The organism is Spirosoma pulveris (assembly GCF_054781875.1).
The window spans coordinates 15,615-41,621 of the sequence record NZ_BAAGTO010000006.1; the positions used below are offsets into that span (position 1 = coordinate 15,615).

The following is a 26,007-nucleotide window of genomic DNA, read 5'->3' on the forward strand; positions in this document are numbered from 1 at the left end:
CAGCATGAGTAGCACATACGGAGTTCAGTTTAAGGTTTCTACATTCGGTGAGTCGCACGGGCCAGCCATTGGCGTTGTGATTGATGGTTGTCCGGCGGGATTACCGTTCGATACCGATTTTATTCAGCATGAGTTAGATCGGCGTAAACCCGGTCAGTCGCGCATTACGACCCAACGGCGCGAGGCCGATGAGTTTGAGGTGCTGTCGGGTGTGTTTGACGGGCACACGCAGGGAACACCCATTGCGCTGGTTATCCGCAACACCGATCAGCGCAGCAAGGACTATGGCCACATTTCCGAACAGTTTCGTCCGTCGCACGCGGATTACACCTACCAGGCTAAATACGGCACCCGCGATTATCGGGGTGGCGGACGGTCGTCGGCGCGGGAAACGGCGGCTCGGGTAGCTGCCGGAGCTGTTGCCAAACTGCTGCTTGCTCAACAAGGGGTTCAGATTCAGGCGTATGTTTCGCAGGTGGGGACGCTTAAGCTTGAGAAAAGTTATACTGAGCTAAATCTGGCGATGGCCGAAGAGAACGCCGTACGCTGCCCCGACCCCGAAACGGCCGAGCAGATGTTTCAGTATATCGACGACATCCGGAAGCAGGGCGATTCCATTGGCGGTATTGTCGATTGTGTCATTACGGGCGCACCAGCCGGCTGGGGCGAGCCCGTTTTCGACAAACTCCATGCGGAGCTGGGTAAAGCCATGCTCAGTATCAATGCCGTAAAGGGCTTTGAATACGGCAGCGGATTTGCCGGTGTTGCGTTGCGGGGTTCCCAACACAATGATGAATTTTACACCGACGAGTCGGGGCGGGTACGGACCAAGACCAACCAGTCGGGCGGGATTCAGGGCGGCATCAGCAACGGCGAAGATATCTATTTCCGAACGGCGTTTAAGCCGGTAGCGACCATCATGCAAGATCAGGACAGTGTGGATGTGAATGGTCAGCCGGTAACGGTGTCGGGCAAGGGGCGGCACGATCCCTGTGTGGTTCCCCGCGCTGTGCCCATCGTAGAGTCTATGGCTGCGCTGGTACTGGCCGATATGTATCTGCGCGGTAAAGTGGCTCAGGTATAGGGCTTCTTTGCTTATAATCAGTGTCGGTGGTAAACAGCAACACGCAACATGGAAACAACGGCAATGCCTTCCCACAGAAAACGCCCATCGGCTCCGCAGACGGTTGCTGAGTTTGAGAAATGGCTTTCACGCAAAAAACCGATGCAAACTACGAGTTTGTCCGGGGGCGAATTATCCGAAAGTCATCTATGAAACAGGAGGTGTTGTTTATCGTTGATTTTTTGATTCGGCAATTTGTCAGAACACGAGCATTTGAACAGGGCGATAACCTGCTCACCGAGTTTGATTTCTATGTGGATGCTTACCGAAAGCGGGTGCCTGATCTGGCGTATTTCAGCGTAACGCAAATTGCCGATACACGACTCGGTAAGCGGGTGATGCCCGCTGGTGTGATCGATAGCATCAGCGGGCTATTTCTTCCTGAAAACTGCCTGCATGATGGCAAATCCCAGAAAGCCGAAGCCAATGGCCTGCCCCGAAATGCCAATTGTCAGTAAAGTACCGGTGGAGGTCCACTGATGGCTTTTTCCGTAAGCGCCCAGTAATGTCAGAGCCAGGCCCGATAGCCAGAATGCGGCTGCCAGCAGGATGTATTTATTTTTTATAGTAACCACGGGTAAGTTGGTTAAGTCAGACTGCCCCGCAAAAATACGTTGAATACGCGTTTATCTTCCCGCTTTCTACTCGGTATAATCCTGGTAACGTATCTTCTGCCATCCTGTGCAGTTGCCCAACCGGGTACAACCCGCTTTGTCTTTCGCCGGGGCCTGATGGGCACTCAGTTCAACGTCATCTTCTACGCCCCCGACAGCCTGACCGCGCAACGGGCCTACGGGGCTGTTTCGGTGCGGATGGACTCACTGAACCAGGTAATGAGCGATTATATGGACGGCTCCGAAATCAACCGCCTGTCTGCAACGGCGGGGACTGGACAATGGGTGCCTGTCTCGGCAGACCTGTTCAACGTGCTGAAGAAGGCGCAGACCATTGCCCGACTTTCTAATGGCCGCTTCGACCCAACCGTTGGGCCGTTGTCGCTGCTGTGGCGCCGGGCCGTTCGGCGGAAGGAGTTTCCAACGGATAAAGAACGGCGCCGGGCCAGACGGGCCGTGGGTTATAAGCTTATGGAGCTGGACAGTACAACGCGCACCGTCCGGTTGCGTCGTAAAGGAATGCGGCTGGATGTGGGCGGAATAGGGCAGGGGTTTGCCGTCGACGAAGCGCTAACAGTTTTTCATCGGTTCGGGATTCAGTCGTCGCTGGTTGATATTGGCGGGGACATTTTGGCCGATGAGGCACCGCCCGGTAAACCGGGGTGGCGCGTTGACATCGGCTCGGGCAAAGCCGGAGATACCGACACCACCACGATTCTGCTTAAAAAAGCCGCCATTACTACATCCGGTGATACTTACCGTTTCCTGGAACACAATGGCCGACGCTATTCGCACATTATGGACCCCCGTTCGGGTTTGGGGCTCCGGCATTTTGTTCGCGCTACGGTCTGGGCACCCGACGGCTATCGGGCCGATGCGTTAACCAAAGTGTTCAGCGTAGCGGGTCTCCGAAAAAGCCGCCGACTCATCAGGCGTTTCTCCGGCGTGAAACTGCTGATCCTGGAAAACAGGAATGGAAAGATGCGCAAATGGCAATCCGCTGCGTTTTGATGTAAGGCGAATTAGTTTTTTGTGAGCTATCAAACGGTAAAACGTAACGCATTTTTTGTCATCCCGACGAAAGGAGGGATCTTCGGATAAAACGAAGAAATCTAATCTACCGAAGATCCCTCCTTTCGTCGGGATGACAAAAAACAATCAATTGACTATTTGTTTTTCAATCCTTTAGCTTAGGGTTTGCCCATTATTTACGTTAAGGCTAAATAGTTTTCTAGCAGCGTTAAATACAGTAAAACTCTGTGTGCTCCCTGCCTCTGTGTTTAATTCTCTTTATAAAGATGACGCAACCGAGGCTTTGTCCCGGAAAGATCCGCCTTTAGGTAGCCTGATCTGTTTCGGTTTCAATCCGTACAGGATACGAGTAAGTACAAACGGGCGAATCAGGAAATGAAACAGCCCAAACAGCAGCACAAAGCAGATGCCGATGAGCGCCAGCAGCTTCACCCAGATTGGCTTGTCCCACTGCACAATGTAATAGCCGCTGGCCACAATGATTGTTTGATGCAGAATATAGAATGGATAAACGGCAGTGGTTAGATAGGCCAGTGCCGGATTTGAGATGTTCAGATACCGTCGGGCAAAACCGATAGTGGTTAAAATAATAGCCCAGATGTGCAGCCCATCCATACAGCCATATAAATAAAGACGGCTGTCCTGCTGCGTAGGTAAGGCTACCGGCCAGTAGAACTTCCAGAATAAAACAATCAGGCAGGTTACAGCAACGGCTAAGAAATAACGACGGTACGTTTCGCAGGTAGACCAGAAAGCAGGTAAATCGGCGAGGAAGTAGCCGAAAAAATAGAAAGTGATCGACGAGTTGAACAGATACCAGTCGTCGAGGAGACTTCCCTGACTAGGCCAGCGGATGTAAAACGCAAAATAGTAGCCTATAAAGGGAATGGCCAGTAGCAGGTTTACCAGTGGATACTTGAACGCCGGATTTAGCTTTTGCTTCCATCGGTCTATACCCTTGCGTTTGAACAAAGCAAAAACGGGTAGCAGCAGTATCGTAAAGACAAATAGATAGACAACAAACCATAAGTGGCTCCAGGTAAGTGTGCCCTCGGGGTAAGGCGTCAGCTTCCAGACAGATGGATAAAAATGCCAGTAGCTCTCGTTAATCTGTTTTTGCTGAAGCCGCTCGAAATAAACCTGAAGGGGAATAACGAAGAACATGGCGAACAGTAGCGGTATGAACAAACGAACAATGCGCTCACCAAAGAAGGAAAGCACAGACCGCTTCCGCAGCGAAAAACTGACGCCTACACCAGCAATAAAAAATAGTAAGGGCAATCGCCATTGGTGAAGCCAGATAATGAGCCGGTCGAGAAGAATAGAATGGTCCTCATTTTTTATCTCCCAGCCGAATCGAACAAACGGCATGGAGTAATGGAAAAGAATCAGGATCGTGAAAGCGATCACCCTGATCCAGTCAATGTAATATTCTCGTTGATGCGGTAAAGTAGCCATACAAGCAGGTCGGGTAGGTTGACGTATATACCCAGGATGCAATTGCTGCTCTTTACGTTGCACGAGGTAGTGATCAGTATGTCAGAAACTTACCTGAAACATAAAGAGGCCAGCTGGCAATTGCGCAGCTGGCCTCCAAATCGTACAATGTATATTTTTCGACGACTATACCGTCACGGTTTTGCCCGGTACAGCGATCTGGTACAAGCCGTTGGCATCGGGCAGGCTCTTGGGCATAGCGTCCCAGGCGAGTGTGGTCGGGAAGAGGTCGATTTGTGAGTTCAGGGCTTCGTCCCATTTCACAACTTTGCCGGAGTAGGTAGCCATACGGCCCATGATAGACGTCATCGTACTTTTGGCAACGCGCTCGGCATCGGCAAATTTGTACTGGCCTTTGGCAATCGCATCGAACAATTCGTCGTGTTCGATCTGGTATGGGTTACCATCGTCTTTGGCGTTGTGAGTATACATCGCCTGACCGCTATAGCTCATCAGGGCGCTGCTTTTCTTCTCCATACCCTCAACCTTTCCTTTGGTACCGAGGAACATTTCGTCCACCCGGCTATAGGTGCCTTCGTAGTGGCGGCACTGGCTGTTGATGGTGGTGCCGTCAGCATAAACGAAATCGACAATGTGGTGGTCGAAGATCTCGCCGTAGTCTTTGCCCGTGCGTACCTGACGGCCGCCGGTACCCTGGCAGGAAACCGGGTAACTGTTTTTCACCCAGTTGGCTACGTCGATGTTATGAACGTGCTGCTCCGTGATATGGTCGCCACAAAGCCAGTTAAAGTAATACCAGTTGCGCATCTGGTAGTCCATTTCCGTCTGGCCGGGTTTGCGGGGCTTCTGCCACACGCCACCACTCACCCAATAGACCGATCCGCCCACAATTTCGCCTAACGCGCCATCATGAATACGCTTGATCATGTCGCGGTAGCTGGGCTGGTACCGCCGTTGCAGACCAACGACAACATTCAGTTTTTTCCGCTTGGCTTCTTCAGCAGCGGCCAGTACCCGCCGAACACCCGGCGCATCGGTGGCTACGGGTTTCTCCATGAACACCTGCTTGTTCTGCCGAACGGCCTCTTCGAAGTGGCTGGGCCGGAAACCAGGAGGAGTCGCCAGAATGACGACATCCGCCAGGGCCATCGCCTGCTTGTAGGCATCGAAGCCGACAAACTTATGATCTTCCGGAACGTCTACCTTGGGTGTACCATCGGCCGCTTTCAGTCCTCGTTCGGTCAATGCTTTGTAGGCGTCGTCTAACCGGTCCCGGTACGCATCCGCCAGGGCAACGATTTTTACATTTTGTTTGGTGTTGAGGGCCTGTTGGGCGGCCCCTGTGCCACGACCTCCGCATCCGATGAGTGCCACCTTAATTGTGTCATTCACCGAGAAGTGATAGCCCGGGCCTTTGCTCATGGCCTGTGCCTGAAATGGTAAGCTGCCCAATAAAGCGCTGCCCGTTAGTAGACCGGAAGTTTTTAAGAAATTCCGGCGATCCTGGTTAGATTCCGTTGTCATATAGCAGAAGGATTATTCAGGGAAAGTGGTCTGATTATAAAGTAACTAGGGGGTGTATTTTACTAACTGCATGTCCGTCAATAAACAAAGTCATGTATATAGAGTAAACAGACAATTAATAATTAGGGGAAAAATTTGTACAAAAAGAAGACTTATGCGTAAGTTTATCCCAAGGTAAAAGCCTAAAAAAGATACGTAATTGATAAAAGCAAACCTATGAAACATTTTACTACTTATTTATTTGTATTAATGGGACTATTTTGCGTGATGAGTTTCAGCGCAATAGCTCAAACAAAGGTGGCCGGGAAGGTGATTGCCGACGATAGAAAAGAAGAGTTGGCGGGCATAAGTATCGCCGTAAAAGGGAAGGTCATTGGTACCATTACTGATCAGCAGGGAAACTTCTCCTTCACAACCAATACCCCAACCCCGTTTACCATCGCCATTTCCGGTGTTGGTTTTGAAACGGAGGAATATGTGATCAATGGCAATCGTACCGATTTAAAGGTAAGTCTGAAGGAGCAGGTCACTATTGGCCAGGAGGTGGTTGTTTCGGCCTCACGGGTTGAGGAAAGTGTATTAAAATCGCCGGTATCCGTCGAGAAGATGGACATTCGGTCTATTCAGGCTACTCCTTCCGTTAATTTTTATGATGGTCTGGCCAACGTAAAAGGGGTTGATGTAGCTACGCAGGGGATGTTGTTCAAGTCGATCAACCTGCGGGGCTTCGGCGCAACGGGTAACCCGCGCACGGTTCAGCTGATCGATGGTATGGATAACTCGGCACCGGGCCTGAACTTCCCGGTCGACAATATTGTGGGTGTTCCGGAGCAGGATGTTGAAAGCGTAGAGATTTTGCCCGGTGCAGCTTCTGCTCTTTACGGCCCCAATGCCATTCAGGGCTTAATTCTGATCAACAGCAAAAGCCCTTTTCTGTATCAGGGGTTGAGTGCCAACGTGAAAACGGGTATTATGGATGCGTCGAACCGGACCACATCCACAACGGGTTTTTACGATGCATCAATTCGGTACGCCAAAGCATTCAACAACAAGTTCGCTTTCAAGATGAACCTGTCTTACATAAAGGCGAAGGATTGGGAAGCAACGAATTATACAAACCTGAACGGTGCGGGTAGTTCTGATCCCAACCGGGGGGCGGGTACAGCCGTTAACTACGATGGGGTAAACGTGTATGGCGATGAAAACCAGCAAAACATGCGGACTGTGGGCCAGGCGTTGATTGGGGCGGGCCTTTTACCTGCGTCGGCCTTAAACATCCTGCCTAACGTTAACGTCAGCCGTACGGGTTACCCCGAAGTGAATCTGGTTGATTATAATACCAAGAGCTTCAAGTTCAACGGGGCGTTGCACTACCGGATTACGGATAAGATCGAAGCTATTGGTCAGTTGAATTATGGTACCGGCACTACCGTTTATACGGCTACGGGACGGTATTCGCTGCGGGATTTCAGCATAGCGCAGGCCAAACTCGAACTGCGGGGCGATAATTTTATGGTGCGTGCTTACACAACGCAGGAGCGGTCGGGTAAATCATTCACGGCAGGTTTGGCCAGTATTGGCTTTAACGAAGCCTGGAAACCAAGCGCTACCTGGTTTGGGCAGTACGTTGGAGCGTATGCCGCTGCCCGGGGAGCCGGTCAGGGTGATGATGCGGCCCAACTGGCGGCACGTGGCGTAGCCGATCAGGGTCGCCCGATACCCGGCACCGAAGCGTACACGTCTTTGTACAATAAATTAAACTCAACCCCCATCAGTCAGGGGGGCGGGGCCTTCTCGGATAAGTCGAACCTGTACCACGTTGAAGGGTTGTACAACTTCAAGAATCAGATCAAATTTGCGGATGTACTGGTTGGGGCCAATTACCGGCAGTACCAACTGGCTTCGGAAGGAACGCTCTTTGCCGACCAGGCTGCCGGACGTAACGGTACCATTGGCATTTCTGAATTCGGCGGGTTTGTACAGGCCAGCAAATCGCTGTTCAACGAACACCTGAAACTGACAGCGTCGACCCGCTACGATAAAAACCAGAATTTCGAGGGTCAGTTTACCCCCCGAGTATCAGCCGTGACAACGTTCGGTGAACACAACATCCGGTTGTCGTACCAGACTGGTTTCCGTATTCCAACTACGCAGAATCAGTACATCGACCTGAAAACACCCCTAGCCCGGCTGATTGGTGGTTTGCCGGAGTTTTCGGATCGCTACAACCTGGCCAACTCCTATTCGCGTACGGACGTGACGGCCCTTGGTGCTGCCATCACGGCCAGTGCATCTAACACGGCGGTGCAGCAGGCAGCCGTGCAACTGATTACGCAGCAGGTAACGGCTCAGGTGACAGCCGCCGTTACCGCACAGGTAAATGCCGCCGTAGCGGCTGGTCAGATTCCGGCCAGTGCAGCCGCAGCCGCCATTCAGAGCGGTGTTGCCGCGACCTTGCCAACCGTATTGCCCGGCCAGATAGCCGCCAATATCAACAACGCCGTAACGGCCGTAGCCATTACCAGCAACATTGGTAGCCTGAGACCCTATCAGCGTCAGGCGTTTAAGCCGGAGCGCGTGGCCAGCTATGAAATTGGTTACCGGAGTGTAATCGGGAAGCGTCTGTTTGTCGATGCCTATTATTACTACAGTGTCTACAAAAACTTCATTGGCAGTGTTATTCTCCTGCAGCCAACGGCTCCTGTTGCTGCTGGTCTGCCGCTGGCGTCCGGTGTACTGGGCGGAGGAACCCGGAATGTGTATTCGATGCCCGCCAATAGCAGCGAAAAAATCAATACATCAGGTTGGGCCCTGGGTTTGAATTACCAGTTGCCAAAAGGGTACGGCCTATCGGGTAACCTGGCTAACAACAAGCTCAATAACTTCACGCCAACGGCGGAGTTGCAGACATCTGGCTTTAACACGCCGGAATACCGCTGGAATTTAGGCTTCAGCAAACGGCCGATGACTAATTCGAATATTGGTTTTGCCGTTGCGTTCAAGCATCAGGATTCGTTCACTTGGGAGGGTTTTGCCGTACCTACCGAACTTGTCCCAAATTTGTACGAGAAAACAATTGTACCGGCTATCAGCAACTTAGATGCGCAGGTTAATTACAAGGTGTCGAGCCTTAAGTCGATTGTGAAGGTGGGTGCAACCAACCTGTTTGGCAAGCCTTACTTCCAGGCTTATGGTAGTGCGTACGTTGGTTCGACCTATTACATTAGCCTGACGTTCGATCAACTAATGAATTAAGTCGGTCTTACCGTACATTATCTGATTCCCCGTGAGTCGTATCGAAGTCAATATCCGGTACACTTACGGGGAATCTTTTGTTTTGGTAGATAATCCATCTCTCGAACTTTTAAAGAGGTTCTAGCCTTTCTTAAACGAATATCAGTTCTTAGGCCTGTAGCCCGTACGCTATTGAGTAACGCACCCTCTACCGATCAACCTTCCGATGCTGCATCGGCTGCTTTACCCCGTCGGCTTACCCTTCTGCAAGGGACGGCCCTGAATATGATCGACATGGTGGGCATTGGCCCCTTTGTTGTGCTGCCGCTGGTTATTAAAACCCTTGGTGGTCCGCTGTTCTTATGGGCCTGGGTATTAGGTGCGTTCGTTTCCCTGATCGACGCGTTTGTCTGGGCGGAACTGGGGGCTTCTTTTCCGCAGGCGGGTGGCAGCTATAACTTTCTGAAGATTTCGTACGGCGAACGGAAATGGGGGCGGTTGCTTTCCTTTCTGTACGTCTGGCAAACGCTTATCCAGGCTCCGCTGGTGATGGCTTCCGGAGCTATTGGCTTTGCGCAGTACGCATCGTACCTGATGCCCCTCGACGAATGGCAGCGAAAAGCCGTTTCCGGTGGGGTTGTGCTGGTGATCATTGTGCTTTTATACCGGAAAATCGACTCGATTGGTAAAATTGGTCTGGTGATGTGGGGCGCTGTTCTGGTAACTCTTGGCTGGATCATCATTGGCGGATTGAGCAACCCACGAATTCCCCTGGCCGAAACGTTTGAGTCCATTGGCTCCGTAAGCGGTGGTTTGCTGGCCGCTGGTCTGGGGCAGGCATCCGTCAAAACCATTTACTGTTACCTGGGGTATTATAACGTCTGCCATTTGGGTGGGGAAATCCAGCGGCCTACCCGTAATATTCCCGCCAGTATGTTTATCTCCATTTTTGGGATTGCGGCTTTGTATTTGCTGATGAATCTGAGCGTCGTAAGCGTAGTGCCCTGGAAAATCGCCCAGAACAGCGAGTTTATCGTCAGCACCTTCGTCGAGACGTTGTACGGCCCTCAGGCGGCCAGGCTGGCAACGATACTTGTTTTGCTGGTGGCATTTTCCTCCTTATTTGCCGTCTTGCTTGGGTACTCGCGAGTGCCTTATGCGGCTGCTGCCGACGGTCAGTTTTTTCGGATTTTCGCCCGGCTGCACCCCACCCGGCAGTTCCCATATATCTCGCTCCTTTTCCTGGGAGGTCTGGGGTTTGTTTTTAGCCTGTTGTTTCGGTTAGGCGATGTTATCACGGCTATTCTGGCCATGCGGATTGTGGTACAGTTTGTTGGTCAGGCCATCGGGCTGATGCTGCTTCATCGCAGGCGGGCGGCTTCGGAGTTTCCTTTTCGGATGCCGCTCTATCCGTTGCCGGTTATTCTGGTCATTGGTATATGGCTGTTCATCTTCTTCTCGACCGGAACGAAGTTCATGCTCTCCGGACTGACCGTCATTGGCCTGGGCGTTATCGCCTTTCTGGTATCGGCCGGAATCCGCAAACAGTGGCCGTTTGAGAAGTAGAAGTTGATTAATCGTTAGTAAGTCAATAAATGGCAGGTATCGTTCTGTATGAAAACTACCAACTCAGTAACGAATAACCCCACTACACTACCATTAACCAGCCAACCCAATCAGCGGACTCTTAAATCAATCCAGGCTGCATCATCCTCCCCGTTCAGGTTATTGGCTGTTGGCGTTGAAGAACCTGGTGTCGAATCGGGATCCGGAACGTTAACAGACCATATTTGTGCCGCGTTCGTTAGGTATCCGGCCTGAGTAGTTGTTCCGGTAAACGTCAGTTGGGCCGATGCGTCCTTTGGCAGTGAGGCAATTGTTCCCTGAATAATTGTATACCCGCTGGTCGCGCTTACAATGCTTATTCCAGCAGGTATGACGCCCAAGGTTAATCCTCTCAGGGTGTCGCGTACAACGATGTTCGTAGCCGCCAGACCTCCCGCATTGCTGACGGTAATGGTAAATAGTACGTTCTGGCCTAGTATGGGCGTGCGTTGATCGACGCTTATGAGGAGCGACAAATCCGCTTTTGCCGGATCGGGTGGGGGCTGAGCGGATAATACCGGTGGTAATGGCGTTTGACCCGGATTTGGTGATGTGTATACGGTGCTGGCTTCTGCTGTCCGCACATCCACTGTGGCGGCATCGTCCTGACCATCGCCTGTACCCGAACCGGGCTGGCTATCCGGGTCGGGCTCGTTACTCGCTGTAATTTGGGCCGCATTGACAAAGGTGCCCTCCCGTCCCGTTTTTAGTCGGTACACGAATGATGCCGACGTGCCGCTCACCAGTGATAAATTACTAACGCCCACGGCAGTACCTGAGCTGACAACACCAGCATCTCCACTAACAAAACTCATATTGGCTGGTAGTGCGTTTTGCCAGCTGATGCCCGTTGCGTCGCTGGGGCCTGCATTTTGAAGCGTCACGGAGTAGCTTACCGGTTGATCGACAACTAGTTTCCGGGCGCTGCTTTGCAGGGATAGGCTAAGGTCGGTGGAGCGAGTCGTATTTATTATATAATCTTCTGTCTCACCATAGGTATAGTTTCCGCAGGGATCAACCGGTAGTATATTGAACACCTGAGTAACCCGAAGAGTGAGGGTGCCTGCCGTCAGGCTGGCTGGTAAGGAGAGCGTACCCGAGAAAGAACTGAGTACGGTAGCGGGTGTTTGATATAAGAGTTCGCCTTTGCTGGTTTCAAAGGCGCCATTCCGGTTTAAATCGGCCCAGATCGTTATGCCCTGCGGTTGTCCGTTTCCTAGGGTTGTACCAGCTACAGAATACGATTGACCGGCCACAAGTGTTGTCGATGCCGCGTTGAATAATCCATAGCCATTGGTCGAGCAGCCTGAGTTCTGACTCAGAAGGGTATTGTTTATTGAAAAGCTTCCCAGGCCATCACCATATAGGCAGGAGTAAGCATACGTTGGCCGACAGGAAGGTGATCGTATACTAATGGTTTGGCTAACGCCTGAAGTTGTGGCGTTAGATGGCCGAATGCGATAGTAATAGATAGTCGAAGCAACGGTTTTTGAATCTGTAAACGTATTCGTATTAGGGCCTACGCCCCCAATGGGTAAAAAGTCCGATACCGGCGACTGGGAGCGTTCAATGAAATACCCCATTTCATTACTGGCATTATCCTGCCAGGTCAGCAAAATGGAACTGCCCGTAGTCGATGCGACCAGATTGGAAGGTGCCGGAACAGCCGTTGGCGGACAGTCCAGGGTGTAGGCCGTATGTGTCTGACGCAATGCCAGACCTGCCTGTATCCGGTCGTACTGGCCCTGAGTGAAATCATGGGTACACGGAAAATAGTACGACATGATATTGCTGATGGATGGCGTGTAGGCCAGCCCATTAGCGTCGCGTGCGGTACTGGTCGGGTCGTATTGCGGGCAACCGTTAATATACAGCAGGTTAGCGCCGACTTTATTATAGGGGTCGGCCGGTGTATCGCAAATGTAGTCGCCTTCGGTTGTACAGTTGGCTCCGGCTCCTCGTGTAACCAGTTCGAGCGTTGTTCCTGACCCTAACGTACCGGTTCCGGGCACTTGACCGAAGGTGTGAACCAGGTTGAAATTATGGCCTAACTCATGAGGAATCAGTCGGTTCCCCATGTCATCTTCATTCCAGGATTCATTCAGAATAAATGAGCGGGTTGTAACCACACTATTACTCGGATAATAGGCATAGCCACCGGCTCCCGAGGCAAAGGAGTTGACATAATACTGATTCATCGCATTTGTCACGTCATGCCCCTGCGTCAGTGCGTTTTCATCATTAAAGCTGTTGTACTGGGTATCATTGTTGATATAGTCCGGTGACGTTCCGCAAAAATAAAATTGGATACCGAACCCATTCTTAAGGTAATAGCTATTCGTAACGGCAATGACATTATTTAGGCTGGCCAGCGACATCCCGCCTGTACCATCGCTTTTACGAAGGATGTGCGGGCGAATGGGTACGTACGTAATGGCCGTAAATACAGCAGTTGATGCGCGTTTTGCGGCCAGCGCCTGTGCGGCCTGGCTATTTAATTCATTACGCTGTGCTTCTGTCAGATCGGTTGTGGCACAAAGCGGCAGAGGATGTGTTGGATGGTCCGGGCGCTGCGCAAGGGTTTTTACCGGTATTAGAACTACTAAACTGATCAGTAGTATAAGGTACTTCATAACAATATATATGGTGTGATTATTTCAATAGAAAGCATACCTCATACGCATGTATGTTGTTAGCTCCACTTCTTGTGCTATAAATATATGCAAAGCAGCCTGATAAAAATGTTACCAGGCTGCTGATTATCAATGAATAAATTGGACTATAAGTATCCCTTAGGTTATTTGTTTACACATCTTTACGCCAGTGCATCGAATAAGATTTCGGCGGGGTGCTGGGCAATACGATTCGTACCATCCTTAATCTGGTGACGGCAGGATGTGCCGGGGGCTGCTATAATTACGCTATCGGGCTGCTGGCGAACCGTAGGGAAGAGGACAAGTTCACCAACTTTCATCGATACGTCGTAGTGCTCGGCTTCGTACCCGAAGGAACCGGCCATGCCGCAACAGCCCGAAGGGATCAACTGCACGGTATAGTTTTTGGGCAATGACAAGGCCTTTTTACCCGGCACCAGCGACGATACCGCTTTCTGCTGGCAATGGCCGTGTAGTTTGATGAGCCGGGTTTCGGTCGTGAACTGCTCCGATTTAATGCGTCCCGCATCCATTTCACGGGCGAGAAATTCTTCGAAGGTTAGCGCGTGTTCGGCAATGCGTTTTGCATCGGCCATAAGCGATTCATCTACCAGATCGGGATATTCGTCTCGGAAAGTCAGGATAGCGGAAGGCTCCAGGCCGACCAATGGCGTTTCGGCCGTAACAATATCCTTAAGCAGACGAACATTTTTCTCAGCCAGCGTCTTTGCGTAATTCAGCATCCCTTTCGACAGAGCCGCCCGGCCGCTTTCGCCATGCTCAGGGATAACCACTTCATAGCCAAGCTTCTCAAATAACTGAATCGCCTTCTGGCCAACCTCTACATCATTGAAGTTTGTAAACTCATCACAAAAAAGGAGGAGTGCGGAGTGAGGAGCGAGCGGCCGGCGTTCCGGGAGTGCGGAGTTGCTGCCAGATAGCTCCTCGCTCCGCAAAGCAACCCATTTCTTCAACGTCGACTTTCCCATTTTTGGCATGGTACGTTCCGGGTGGAAGCCCACCATGCGGTTGGCGATGCGCCGGAGTGCCGGGGTGCCCAGTACGCCATTCCATGCCCAGGGGACCAGGGCTGCGATGCTGGACAAACGGGCAAAATTAGCAATCAATCTGGAACGTATAGGGATACCGTTCGAGTCGTAGTAATGTTGCAGAAACTCAGCTTTCAGCTTGGCTACGTCGACGTTGGAAGGACATTCGTTTTTACACCCCTTGCAGGATAGGCAGAGGTCATAGGTCGCTTTGATTTCTTCGTGATCGAACCGGTTCTCTTTGGTTGAACGCGTCAGCATCTCGCGCAGAATGTTGGCTCGTGCCCGGGTTGTGTCTTTCTCGTCGCGGGTGGCCATGTAGCTTGGGCACATGGTACCGCCCGAAGCCTCCGTTTTGCGGCAATCGCCCGAGCCGTTGCATTGCTCGGCGTGCTGCAATACGTTCTGGTCTTTGTACCGGAAGTACGTTTTGAAATTGGGTGTCTGCTGACCGGCTTCGTACCGCAGAAACGTATCCATGGGGGGAGTCTCCACGATCTTACCAGGATTGAAAATGCCGTCAGGGTCCCAGGTATGCTTGATTTGCCGCATTAGTTCGTAATTGTGCGGCCCAACCATTTGTGGGATAAACTCGCCCCGGAGCCGCCCATCGCCGTGTTCACCCGAGAGCGAACCGTCGTATTTTTTGACGAGTGTGGCAATCTCTTCGGCAATCATCCGGTATTGCCGGTGTCCCTCTTCGGTTTTCAAATTTATGATTGGCCGCAAATGCAACTCTCCCGAACCCGCGTGCGCGTAGTGAACCGAGTGCATGCTGTGTTTCGTCAGAATCTCGTTGAAATCACGAATGTAGTCGGGCAGGTCGTGTACGTCTACAGCCGTATCCTCAATGACGGCTACCGCTTTTTCGTCGCCGGGGAGGTTGCCTAACAGACCTAGTCCGGCTTTGCGGAGTGTCCAGATTTTTTTGGAGTCGTCGCCAAACAGCAATGGGTAATGATACCCCATACCGGCGGCCTGCATGTCGGCTACCATCTCGGCAGCGAGCTGCTCTATTTCGGCGCGTGTATCGCGTGAGAGGTCCACAACCAGAATAATCGGGAAGTGGTCGGTGGGGGTTTTCTGAACAAAAAAGCTGTTTTTACGCTGTTCCGGGTTCGTATCGGCCCGTTCCAGAATGATGTCGTCAATCAGTTCGACAGCATAAGGTTTGTATTTGAGCGCCACCAGGGTAGCCCGCAGCGACTCATCGATGGAGTGGCAATGCACACACACCAGCCCATTTTCTTTGGGCGGCAGCGGCACAATGTTCAGTTTGATCTCGGTCAGGAAGCAAAGTGTCCCTTCCGAACCGGCAATGAACTTGGCCATATTGAATGGCTCACCTTCGGGGGCAAACGGCTGCATGTCGAGCAGCGCATCGAGTGCGTAACCCGTGTTGCGTCGTTCGATGGTTTTCTTCGGAAAATTCCGGCGGATTTCTTCCTGGTTGGCGGGGTCCGACAGAATGGCATTCGTTTTCAGCAGAATCTTGTCGGCCAGGCTTGCTGAGCCGTTTTTACGACTTGCTTCGCCAACCTGTTTGGTAAAATCCCAGCCGTTTATGGGGCCAAATTCCGCTTCAGACCCATCGGCCAGCAATGCTTTTACCGACAGCGTATGTTCTCGGGTGGCCCGATACACTACGGAATTCGATCCGCAGGAGTTGTTGCCGACCATCCCACCAATCATAGCCCGGTTAGCTGTGGAAGTCTCGGGGCCAAAATAGAGCCCGTAGGGTTTCAGAAACTGGTTTAGCTCGTCCCGGATAACACCCGGCTGAACGCGCACCCACCGCTCTTCAGGATTGACTTCCAGTATTTTGGTGAAATGTTTCGATACATCGACGACAATGCCGCTGCCAACCACCTGACCAGCCAGCGATGTGCCGCCCGTCCGGGGAATCAGGGATGTTTTATGCTCTTTGGCGAAGGCAATCAAGGTCTTAAGATCCTCGATTGTTTTAGGAATAGCCACAGCCATTGGCATTTCCCGGTAGGCTGAAGCGTCCGTTGCGTACAGCGTTCGGTAAGTTGTATCGGTAAAAAGGTCACCTTCCAGGCGGACTTTCAATTCATTAAACGGAAGAGAAACAGGTATAGACATGATTGTCAAGCAGGCAAGAATCGGACAGTAAAGATAGCGAAAGTAGCCGATACACGTTCAGCTAATACCCATGTGTTGTAGACCTGGGCACCCCCGTCAAAAGGTTGTATTGTTCTGGTTAAGTGTCGTTTATGCTATTATAAACACTTTTTCATTTAACAACCAATATAAGCTTATTCGTTTCCGGTCATTTGTGAGAAGACGCATAAAAAATAAACTAAATAGGGCTATACGCTCAGAAAATGCAGTAAAAAATAAAAAAATAAACGCCTTGCCGGCCCTTGAGTAGAACTACCTGATAAACAAAAGTCGTATTTAAGTATAACAGCGTTTTACTAATTGTTCATTTCCTCAATTGACTCACCAAATACAATTTTTAATCAATAATAAGCGACTTTATACAGTATAAAAATTTTTGAAATTACACCGTACACCTTACTCACTAAAAAACTTAAGTGGCTATATAGACTTAGTTATAAATACAGAACGGACCTACTTGATGCTTCACAAATGAAAGAATTGTCATTTAAATTGTTAAAATTATATTCTATAAAATAATAATTTATTGAACTTAAGACTATTGCCTGTAAAGATTGATCAATAATTATTAGAATAAGACAATTTCTTGGGTACTTTTTTAAGAAATTTTATGATACAATTTTGACATGAATTACCCTGATTTTAACCTAAAGCCATTTGTATTTTTATTTCAACATGATGTAATTCGCCAACTGGTTTGATTTTAGTACTATAATTTCTCATCAGATTAATACAGTTGGAGATGAATTTTGACCGCTTCAATTCAGCTTCAAATGGGTACAACCATGAGGAAAAAAATAGACCCGAAATGCGACCAGGGATCTATAAAAATTCATTTTTACTGTAAACCTATGATGAATAAATCCTACAAAATTAACCGATCCGGTGACAACGTAGGTCAGGTTGGCGTTCGCCAGCCTCAGTCAGTTAAACAGAATGCTTTTTCGGGCATACTGTCGTTACTGGTGATGGTCTTGTTGTTGAGTCAGTCAACAGCATGGGCACAGGAGCGTACCGTGACGGGGAAAGTAACCGACCCCACCGGTGCCGTTTTGCCGGGTGTGAGTATTCAGGTGAAAGGAACGCAGCGTGGTACGAATACGAACGCCGAAGGCGTATACACGATCACTAATGTGCCGGACAATGCCACGCTTGTGTTGAGTTTCATTGGCTATACAACGCAGGAGGTAGCCGTGGGTAACCGATCAACCGTTGATGTTAAGCTGGCCGACGACACCAAAGCTCTTCAGGAAGTTGTGGTTGTTGGGTATGGTACGCAACGGGCGAAAGACGTTACCGGCTCGGTGGCAACACTGGGTCCAAAAGATTTCAACAAAGGGGTGATTGCTTCGCCGGAACAACTCCTGCAGGGACGCGTGGCCGGTGTGCAGATTACACCCGCCAGTGGTGAGCCAGGCGCAGCCAATAACATTCAGATTCGGGGCGCCGTTTCGCTGCGCGGTGGTAACACGCCGTTGTACGTCATTGACGGGGTGCCGCTCGATGGGGGCGATTTCAGTAATGGTACACCGGATTTCGGTACGGGTACAACCACTGCCCGAAACCCGCTGTCGTTCCTTAACCCAAGTGATATCGAGAACATTTCGGTGTTGAAAGATGCGTCGGCTGCGGCTATCTATGGCGCGCGCGGTGCCAATGGTGTAGTACTGATTACGACCCGGAAAGGTCGTGCCGGTGCACCGCAGTTCAACTTCTCGGCGTCGGGAGCTGTTTCGTCGTCGTTAAAACGGTATGATCTGCTATCAGCTTCCGATTTTCTGGCCGGTGTGAAAGCCGCCGGTGGCGATCCAACCCTCTCGACGGTGAATGCCGGCGCCAATACCAACTGGCAGAATGAGATTCTGCGTACCAGCGTTTCGCAAATTTATAACGCCAGCTTTGGCGGTGGGACAAACGATACGCGGTACCTGTTTTCGCTGGGCTACCAGGATCAACAGGGCCTGGTGAAAGGCACGGGACAGCAACGGGTTACGGGACGTATCAATGCCTCCCAGGATCTGTTCAATAAAAAAGTAACGCTGGCGGTCAATGCAACTACCTCGTCTGTAACCGACCAGTACGCTATGACGGGTAACCAGGCCGGTGCTCTGGGTAACCTGTTTGGGGCTATGATTGGAGCTAACCCAACCTATCCTGTATTTGCAAACACGAGCGATACCGCATCGTACTATCAGTTGCCAGGGGGTTCGTACCGGAATCCACGGGCCATGCTCGATTATTACCACGACAAGGGCGTAACCAACCGGACACTGGCGAACATCAGTGCTACCTGGAACATCCTGACGGGCCTGTCGCTTAAGGCAAACTTTGGTATCGACAACTCGACGTCTACCCGCTCAACGTCCATCGACTCACGTCTGAACGGTCAGTTCACCGTACCCCTGGGTTCGGTAACCAACCAGGTCTACGCCGATGCGACAACGGGACTGGGTGGTGCCGCCTATATCAATTCGCTGAACCGACTGTCTAAACTGGTTGAGTACACGGCCAACTACAACCGGGATCTTGGTCCCGGTAAACTGGAGGCTGTAGCCGGTTTTGCATACCAGACATTTGGGACCCGCACCAGTTATGTAGCAGCCAGCCGTTTCCCATTCGATGAATCGGCGATTTCGTACACGGATAACATCGGGGCGGCCAATACGCTAACCGGAACGGCCATTGGGGGCGGTTCGTCGCGCGGGCAAAATGATTTACAATCCTATTTTGCCCGGGCCAACTATAACTTCAAGGAGAAATACCTGTTGACGGCAACCGTTCGGGTAGATGGTTCATCGCGCTTCGGGGTGAACAATAAGTATGGTACATTCCCATCGGTGGCGGGTGCGTGGCGGATATCGCAGGAAAGCTTTATTCCGAAGAATATCTTCGATGACCTTAAAATTCGGGCCAACTACGGTATCGTGGGTAACCAGGACTTCACGGGGGGCGCATCCAAAATTATTTATACCTACAACAGCTCCGGCTCACAGATTCAGCAGAACAACCCAAACCCGGACTTGAAATGGGAGCAAAACACCACAACCGGTGCGGGGATTGACTTTAGCATTCTAAAAGGCCAACTGTCCGGTTCGATCGACTACTACCACCGGTCTGGTACAAACACCCTGCTTCAGGTGTTCTACGCCCAGCCTGCTCCGGTAAACTACAAATGGATCAACCTGCCCGGTCAGATTGTAAGCCAAGGAATTGAGCTGAACCTGATTTATCAGGTCTTCCAGAAGCCTCAATTTGGCTGGGAAGCTGTATTCAACCTGACTACGCTTGATATCAAGGCGCAGAACATTGGTACAGATCAGGCCGTGGGTGCTATCAGCGGTCAGGGTCTTTCGGGGGCTTATGCCGAACGGATCACCAGCGGTTATCCACCGTTTGCGTTCTTCGTTCCCAAGTTTACGGGCTACGACGCCAATGGTTACTCGACTTATGCGGATGATAGCCGGTCGAGCTATCAGGGCAGCCCATTTGCCAAGTTACGTTTAGGACTGACCAACAACTTTACGTTTGGTGCCTGGACGGCGAGTCTGTTCGTAAACGGTCAGTTTGGCGGTAAAATCTACAATAACACGGCTAATGCTCTGTTCGCGAAAGGTGCCCTCAAAAATGCCCGCAACGTAACCTACGATGTAGCGAACAGTACGGAGAACGGGCTGAATCCGGCATCGGTATCAACCCGCTTCCTGGAGAAAAGTGATTACGTACGGATTACAAACCTGACCATCTCGCGCCGGTTCAACCTGCCGGAGGGCGGATTTGCCAAGTCGCTGTCGCTGTCGCTCACCGGCCAGAACCTGTTCATTTTTACGGGCTATACCGGCCTGAATCCGGATGTAAATACAGTAACGTATAACGGGAATGGAAACGGAATTCCATCGCTGGGTATCGACTACACGCCGTATCCAACGCCCCGCACGGTGACCTTAGGCTTAAATGTTGGGTTCTAATCAACCATCAGGCGTCTTGCCCGTGTTTACACCGTTTCGAGCGTAAACACGGGCCGAAGACAACAGACTACTTACAATTTTCAACGACATGAATTCATTTAATTATAAGACTATTGGCCTATTGACCGCTACGCTGCTGGTGGGTAGTGTGGGCATCAATGGTTGTACCAACCTGGACGATAAAGTGTTCGGGTCGCTCTCATCAACAGATGCTACGCAGGGATCGATCCGGCTCGACCCGGTGGCTACTCTGCAGGGTGCTTACCAGGCCCTTAACCCCATTGCGACTAACCAGGGCCATGCGTACGCCCTGCAGGAACACCCATCCGACGAAATGATGGGTCCGACCCGCGGTACTGACTGGGACGATTTCGGCGTATGGCGTAAGCTGCACCAGCATACCTGGGACTCCCAGCACGTTGAAATTCTGAATGCATGGAATGACCTGAATACGGGTGCTTTCCGGGCCTCGCAGGCCATTTTTGCGGCTGGTTCCAATACGCAGTTGGTCGCTCAGGCACAATTCTTACGCGGTTTCTTTACCTCGCAGATTGTTGACCTGTGGGGTCGGGTACCCGTTCGTCAGGTGACGGATGCGGCCGATGCCAATCCGGCGGTGTTGAGCCGGCAGGCGGCCACCAACTTTGTCATCAGCGATTTACGGGCTGCTTTCAATGTGCTGCCATCTGTTACACCAACAACGGCAAACGTAGCCAGTAAGGAAGCGGCAGCGGCCATGCTGGCGAAAGTGTATCTGAACCGGGCGGTGTATAACCAAACACCAACGACGCCGGCAGGCCCATTTACGTTTGTTAAGACCGATATGGATTCAGCCGTATACTTCGCCAATCAGGTGATTGCTTCCGGCAAATTTGCGCTGACGGCACGAGGCAGCTATTACGACAGCTTTCACTGGGATAACGACCAGCGGTCAAAAGAGTTGATCTTTACTATTCAGAACACCTCAACGGCGCAGCCGGGCAGTGTGCAGAACCGTTATTTCATGACGGAGCACTACAACCAGTACATTGGTGCCTGGAACGGCTTCACGACACTGGCTGATTTCTACAACAGCTTCGAGGCAACGGATGAACGTCGCGGTGCGCAGCCTTCCGATTTAACACCCAAAACGGGTATTACGGCCGGTTTTCAGGTTGGTCAGCAATATGGTCCTACCGGTCCCGCCGGTCCTGTCGCGCTGAAAGACCGCAGTGGTAATCCGCTGGTGTTCACGCCACAGGTTAACCTTGGGCTGGCGAACGAAGTGCAGGGTATCCGGGTGGTTAAATACCTGCCTAACCCGCTAACGTACAACAACCCAACCAACGACTACGTCTTTTTGCGCTATGCGGACGTGCTGCTTATGAAAGCGGAAGCCATTCTACGCGGAGGAACCGATCCACAAAGCCAAACAGCGGCTGCGATCGTCAATAACCTCCGGACAACGCGCGGGGCTTCGACGGCAGCAACAGTTGACCTGCCTGCGGTATTGGCTGAGCGTGGTCGTGAGTTGTACTGGGAAGGCTGGCGCCGGAGTGACGAGATTCGCTTTGGTACATTCCTAAATCCCGTCGATCAGCGCCCAACGACCTCGCCTGCTACGGCTGTACTGTTCCCATTCCCACAGCAGGCTATCGACAGTAACCCGAATCTGCAACCACAAAATCCAGGCTATTAATCTGGTTAGTTGTTAAATGTATTGTCAAACAGCAGCCTTATTGTGGGCTGCTGTTTGCTTTCCTAATGGGATGTTTTACCCCACCCCAATCCCTCCCCTTGAAAAAAGGGGAGGGGCTGAGAGTAAGTGGCTTTTCCGTCGTTTTCAGTGGCTGGTCGAGAACAAACGGCCAATGTTAATGAGAGAAGGTGGCCGTTTAGCTCCCCTCCCTTTTTTCAAGGGGAGGGGCCGGGGGTGGGGTAGATGCTCCTCGTTCAATACCCATGATCAACAAACTCATTCTGCTCATCATCACCCTTTTTGCCCTGATCGCCTGCCACCAACAACCGGACCCGCTGTTCGTGAAGCTGACAGCCGAAGAGACAGGGGTCGATTTTGTGAACCGGAGTCTGGATAAGAAGAACTTCAATATTTTCAACTACCGCAACTTCTACAACGGCGGGGGCGTGGCCATTGGCGATGTGAATAACGATGGCCTGCCCGATCTGTTCCTGACCTCCAATTTTGAGGAAAACAAACTCTATCTGAACAAAGGGGGCATGAAGTTCACCGACATGACGAAGCAGGCGGGTATCATTGGCAAGAAGTTCTGGTCGACGGGTGTCACCTTTGCCGATGTGAACGGCGACGGTTTACTCGATATTTATGTCTGCAATTCGGGTAGTCGCGATGAACGGGGCAATCAGCTGTACATCAATGAGGGCGTCAAAAATGGGGTTCCCGTCTTTGTCGAAAAAGCGAAGGAATATGGTCTGTGGGATGGTGGTTTTTCGACGCACGCGGCTTTTTTTGACTATGACCGTGACGGCGATCTGGACATGTATCTGCTCAACAACAGTTTTACGCCAATGGATCGGCTGGGGTACGCCAATACGCGCGAAACGCGGGATCGGCTGGGGGGGCATAAGTTGTTTAGGAATAGGAGCGAGGAGTTAGGAGCGAGAAGTGAGGGGCCATCCGGTGGTAGTAAGAAGAAAAGGAGTCAGCTTGCCGGGGAAGGGGCTTCTGGGCCGGTGTTTGTGGATGTGTCGGAGGAGGCTGGGATTTACGGGAGTTTGATTGGCTTTGGGCTGGGTATCACCATTGGTGATGTCAACAATGATAACTGGCTGGACATTTATATCTCCAACGATTTCTACGAACGCGATTACCTCTACATCAACCAAAAAGACGGCACGTTTAAGGAAGATATCGAGAATGAGATGGGCCATATTAGTCTGGCCTCTATGGGCGCCGATATTGCCGATGTGAATAACGACGGAAATCTCGATATTTTCGTGACAGACATGCTGCCCGATGACGATTACCGGCTCAAAACCACTACCGCTTTCGAGAGTTATGAGCTGGGTAAGCTGAAGGAATCCCGTGACTTTTTTTACCAGGATTCCCGCAATATGCTGCACCTGAACAACGGCGACGGGACATTCTCGGAAATCGGACGGATGGCGGGTACATCGGCTACCGATTGGAGCTGGGGGGCCTTACTGTTCGATATGGATATGGACGGACGGAAGGATATTTTCGTGGCCAATGGTATCTTGAAAGACCTGACCGATCAGGATTATATGGCATTTCTGGCCAGTAACCCCGATCTACAGCCCATGATCGAAGGCACCAAGAAATTTGACTACAAAGAATACGTCGATAAAATGGGGTCGCGTCCGTTGCCCAATTATGCCTTCCGGAATGAGGGCGACGGGATGAAGTATGAAAACAAAGCTGCCGAGTGGGGACTCGGCGAACCATCGTTTTCCAACGGATCGGCTTATGGTGATCTGGATAATGACGGCGACCTGGACCTGGTTGTCAACAACAACGATTCGCCTGTGTCGATCTTTGCCAATACATCGGTCGAGAAGAACCACAAGAACTTTCTCCGGGTAAAACTCGACGGGTACGGATATAACCGGAACGCCATTGGGGCCAAGGTGTACGTGTACCAGAAAAGCCCCGATGGTAAGCCACAAACGCAGTTTTTGCAACAGATGCCCAACCGGGGCTTCGAATCGTCGGTCGATCTGACGATGGTGTTTGGGCTGGATAAAAGTCCTGCCATTGACTCACTGGTGGTTATCTGGCCGGATGATAAAAAACAACTCATCCGGCAGCCTAAAGGCAATACGACCCTGTTGCTGGCTTACAAAAATGCCGACCAAAGGGCGCTGTTCAACGTACCGGCCACGACACAGAAACGGCTGTTTCAGGATGTAACAGAATCGTCGAAGCTGAACTACGTACACAAGGAGAACGAGTTTGTCGATTATGACCGCGATGGACTTCTAAAGCAGATGTTGTCGCGCGAAGGGCCTGCCATGGCTGTTGGCGATGTCAATGGCGACGGGCTCGATGATGTATTCCTGGGTGGAGCCGTAGATATGCCCCGGTCTTTATACGTTCAGCAAGCGGATGGAACGTTCAATCTGCAAAAACAGCCCTTTTTACTGGATGCCATTTACACAGAAGATGTGGCCGCTACCTTCTTCGATGCCGATGGTGATAAAGATCTGGATTTATACGTAGCCACGGGCGGAAATGAATTTGCTGACTCGACGTATACGGCTGACCGTTTATATCGGAATGACGGAAAAGGGAACCTTACCTGGGATAGAACCCTGCCGCGCACATTAGCCAGTAACTCCTGCGTGGTCGCTGCCGATTTTGACCTCGACGGTGATCAGGACCTGTTTGTGGGCGCACGCATGAATCCCGGTCGATACGGTCAAAACCCGGATCAACTGCTGTTGGTGAACGATGGCAAAGGCAATTTCCGTAAGGCGACCAAAGAACTCATGCCTTTTTCGGGCAGTATTGGCATGGTCACGGATGCCGTTTGGGCGGATATTGATAATGATCGCTATCCTGATCTGGTATTGGTGGGCGATTGGATGCCCATTACCGTCCTCAGGAATAAACGGGGAAAAGGGTTCGAACAACTTACGAACGAAACCCTGACCAACTCGGGCGGCTGGTGGAATACCATACAGGCGGCCGATCTGGACAATGATGGCGATATAGATTTCGTAGCGGGTAACCTGGGCCTAAACAGTCGCATGGTTGCATCCGTAAAAGAACCCGCTCATCTGTACAGCAATGACTTCGATCAGAATGGGTCTTACGATCAAATTATTACCTGTTTCCGACCAACCACCGACGGCCGCGACGGAACCCTGGAAACCCGCGAATGTGTGATGGTGCAAAAACCGGACTTACAGAAACGGATACCATCCATCAAAACCAAATACCTTAAGCATGTCGACTACGCCAAAGCGGGTTTCGAAGATATTTTCTCCGCCCAGCAACGGCAGGGAATGACCGTCAGAACAGTACAAACGGCCGAAACATCGATACTGATCAACGACGGTAAAGGAAACTTCAGCCGAAAGGCGTTACCCGTGCAGGCACAAACCTCGCCGATCCACGCCATTCTCACCAATGACTACAATGGCGATGGTAAACAGGACATTCTGCTGGCCGGTAACTTCTTCGATGTCTTGACCGAAGTAGGGCGTTATGACGCCAATTACGGCTTGCTGTTAACCGGTGATGGGAAGGGAAACTTTGCCGCGACAAAACCGTCTGAGACGGGCTTTTTCGTCCGCGGGCAGGTGCGCCGGATGGAGACTGGCCGTAGTACGAGCGGGAAGCAACTAATCGTACTGGCGAAGAATAATGACAAAGCGCAGGTTTTTATACCCATAAAAAGAAATTAAAACTGATTCATTTAGGTGATATTCTGTTCCACTGTACGCCCGTTAGGAGCAGGTGTAACTATTGTTTTTGCATAGTAAAATAGTACGTTTACACGTTGAGTATCAGTCTAAAACTGACCGCTACGGCGTTTTACTGAAAAATGAATTTTGGTATACATTTGCTCCTATTTAGATTCATAATGGATAAGTACATATATAGTGAGTCTGCGTTAGGAA

Annotated in this window: 12 protein-coding genes; 8 read left to right on the forward strand and 4 right to left on the reverse strand. The window is 51.1% G+C overall.

All coding sequences use genetic code 11. From position 1 onward, the window contains the following. Positions 1–4: 4 nt before the first annotated feature. From aroC to ACYVJM_RS19900, 3 genes are all read left to right on the forward strand, one after another. Positions 5–1,084: a chorismate synthase gene (aroC, locus tag ACYVJM_RS19890; RefSeq protein WP_461149981.1), complete on the forward strand. Its 1,080-nt coding sequence runs from the start codon at positions 5–7 to the stop codon at positions 1,082–1,084. A gap of 119 nt (positions 1,085–1,203) precedes the next feature. Further along, a complete protein-coding gene (locus tag ACYVJM_RS19895; RefSeq protein ID WP_461149982.1) occupies positions 1,204–1,581 on the forward strand; it encodes a hypothetical protein in 378 nt (125 codons plus the stop codon). 156 nt (positions 1,582–1,737) lie between these two features. After that, positions 1,738–2,748, forward strand: coding sequence for an FAD:protein FMN transferase (locus tag ACYVJM_RS19900; RefSeq protein ID WP_461149983.1), 1,011 nt, complete (start codon positions 1,738–1,740; stop codon positions 2,746–2,748). A gap of 279 nt (positions 2,749–3,027) precedes the next feature. Here ACYVJM_RS19900 and ACYVJM_RS19905 read toward each other — a convergent pair whose 3' ends face one another. Together ACYVJM_RS19905 and ACYVJM_RS19910 are read right to left on the reverse strand one after the other, a co-directional pair. Next, complete coding sequence (locus ACYVJM_RS19905) at positions 3,028–4,227, reverse strand: acyltransferase family protein (RefSeq protein ID WP_461149984.1); 1,200 nt, start codon at positions 4,225–4,227, stop codon at positions 3,028–3,030. Positions 4,228–4,392: 165 nt separating this feature from the next. Next, entirely contained in the window at positions 4,393–5,751 is a 1,359-nt protein-coding gene (locus tag ACYVJM_RS19910; protein WP_461149985.1) for a Gfo/Idh/MocA family protein, read from the reverse strand. Between the two features lie 267 nt (positions 5,752–6,018). On the opposite strand from ACYVJM_RS19910, the gene ACYVJM_RS19915 reads away from it, so the two are divergent. Both ACYVJM_RS19915 and ACYVJM_RS19920 read left to right on the forward strand, forming a co-directional pair. Continuing rightward, complete coding sequence (locus ACYVJM_RS19915; protein WP_461149986.1) at positions 6,019–9,006, forward strand: carboxypeptidase-like regulatory domain-containing protein; 2,988 nt, start codon at positions 6,019–6,021, stop codon at positions 9,004–9,006. 171 nt (positions 9,007–9,177) lie between these two features. Next, the gene (locus tag ACYVJM_RS19920) at positions 9,178–10,551 is read left to right on the forward strand and encodes an APC family permease (RefSeq protein ID WP_461149987.1); all 1,374 of its coding nucleotides are present in this window, start codon (positions 9,178–9,180) and stop codon (positions 10,549–10,551) included. Between the two features lie 110 nt (positions 10,552–10,661). On the opposite strand, the gene ACYVJM_RS19925 is transcribed toward ACYVJM_RS19920, so the two are convergent. After that, the gene (locus ACYVJM_RS19925; protein ID WP_461149988.1) at positions 10,662–13,223 is read right to left on the reverse strand and encodes a GEVED domain-containing protein; all 2,562 of its coding nucleotides are present in this window, start codon (positions 13,221–13,223) and stop codon (positions 10,662–10,664) included. 182 nt (positions 13,224–13,405) lie between these two features. After that, positions 13,406–16,399 carry an FAD-binding and (Fe-S)-binding domain-containing protein gene (locus tag ACYVJM_RS19930; RefSeq protein WP_461149989.1) on the reverse strand — a complete coding sequence of 998 codons (2,994 nt, stop codon included), beginning with the start codon at positions 16,397–16,399 and terminating at the stop codon, positions 13,406–13,408. A gap of 890 nt (positions 16,400–17,289) precedes the next feature. Between ACYVJM_RS19930 and ACYVJM_RS19935 the strand changes: the two genes are divergently transcribed. The 3 genes from ACYVJM_RS19935 (at position 17,290) to ACYVJM_RS19945 (ending at position 25,791) form a co-directional block, all read left to right on the forward strand. After that, a complete protein-coding gene (locus ACYVJM_RS19935; RefSeq protein WP_461149990.1) occupies positions 17,290–20,403 on the forward strand; it encodes a SusC/RagA family TonB-linked outer membrane protein in 3,114 nt (1,037 codons plus the stop codon). An 88-nt stretch (positions 20,404–20,491) separates the two neighbouring features. After that, complete coding sequence (locus ACYVJM_RS19940; protein WP_461149991.1) at positions 20,492–22,081, forward strand: RagB/SusD family nutrient uptake outer membrane protein; 1,590 nt, start codon at positions 20,492–20,494, stop codon at positions 22,079–22,081. 263 nt (positions 22,082–22,344) lie between these two features. Then, positions 22,345–25,791: a VCBS repeat-containing protein gene (locus ACYVJM_RS19945; RefSeq protein WP_461149992.1), complete on the forward strand. Its 3,447-nt coding sequence runs from the start codon at positions 22,345–22,347 to the stop codon at positions 25,789–25,791. The last annotated feature ends 216 nt before the right edge of the window (positions 25,792–26,007 follow it).

Coding starts and splice junctions, on each gene's coding strand:
- aroC (WP_461149981.1), top strand. CDS start 5: ATGAGTAGCACATACGGAGTTCAGTTTAAGGTTTCTACATTCGGTGAG.
- ACYVJM_RS19910 (WP_461149985.1), bottom strand. CDS start 5,751: ATGACAACGGAATCTAACCAGGATCGCCGGAATTTCTTAAAAACTTCC.
- ACYVJM_RS19895 (WP_461149982.1), top strand. CDS start 1,204: ATGGCTTTCACGCAAAAAACCGATGCAAACTACGAGTTTGTCCGGGGG.
- ACYVJM_RS19935 (WP_461149990.1), top strand. CDS start 17,290: ATGATGAATAAATCCTACAAAATTAACCGATCCGGTGACAACGTAGGT.
- ACYVJM_RS19940 (WP_461149991.1), top strand. CDS start 20,492: ATGAATTCATTTAATTATAAGACTATTGGCCTATTGACCGCTACGCTG.
- ACYVJM_RS19915 (WP_461149986.1), top strand. CDS start 6,019: ATGAGTTTCAGCGCAATAGCTCAAACAAAGGTGGCCGGGAAGGTGATT.
- ACYVJM_RS19905 (WP_461149984.1), bottom strand. CDS start 4,227: ATGGCTACTTTACCGCATCAACGAGAATATTACATTGACTGGATCAGG.
- ACYVJM_RS19930 (WP_461149989.1), bottom strand. CDS start 16,399: ATGTCTATACCTGTTTCTCTTCCGTTTAATGAATTGAAAGTCCGCCTG.
- ACYVJM_RS19945 (WP_461149992.1), top strand. CDS start 22,345: ATGATCAACAAACTCATTCTGCTCATCATCACCCTTTTTGCCCTGATC.
- ACYVJM_RS19925 (WP_461149988.1), bottom strand. CDS start 13,223: ATGAAGTACCTTATACTACTGATCAGTTTAGTAGTTCTAATACCGGTA.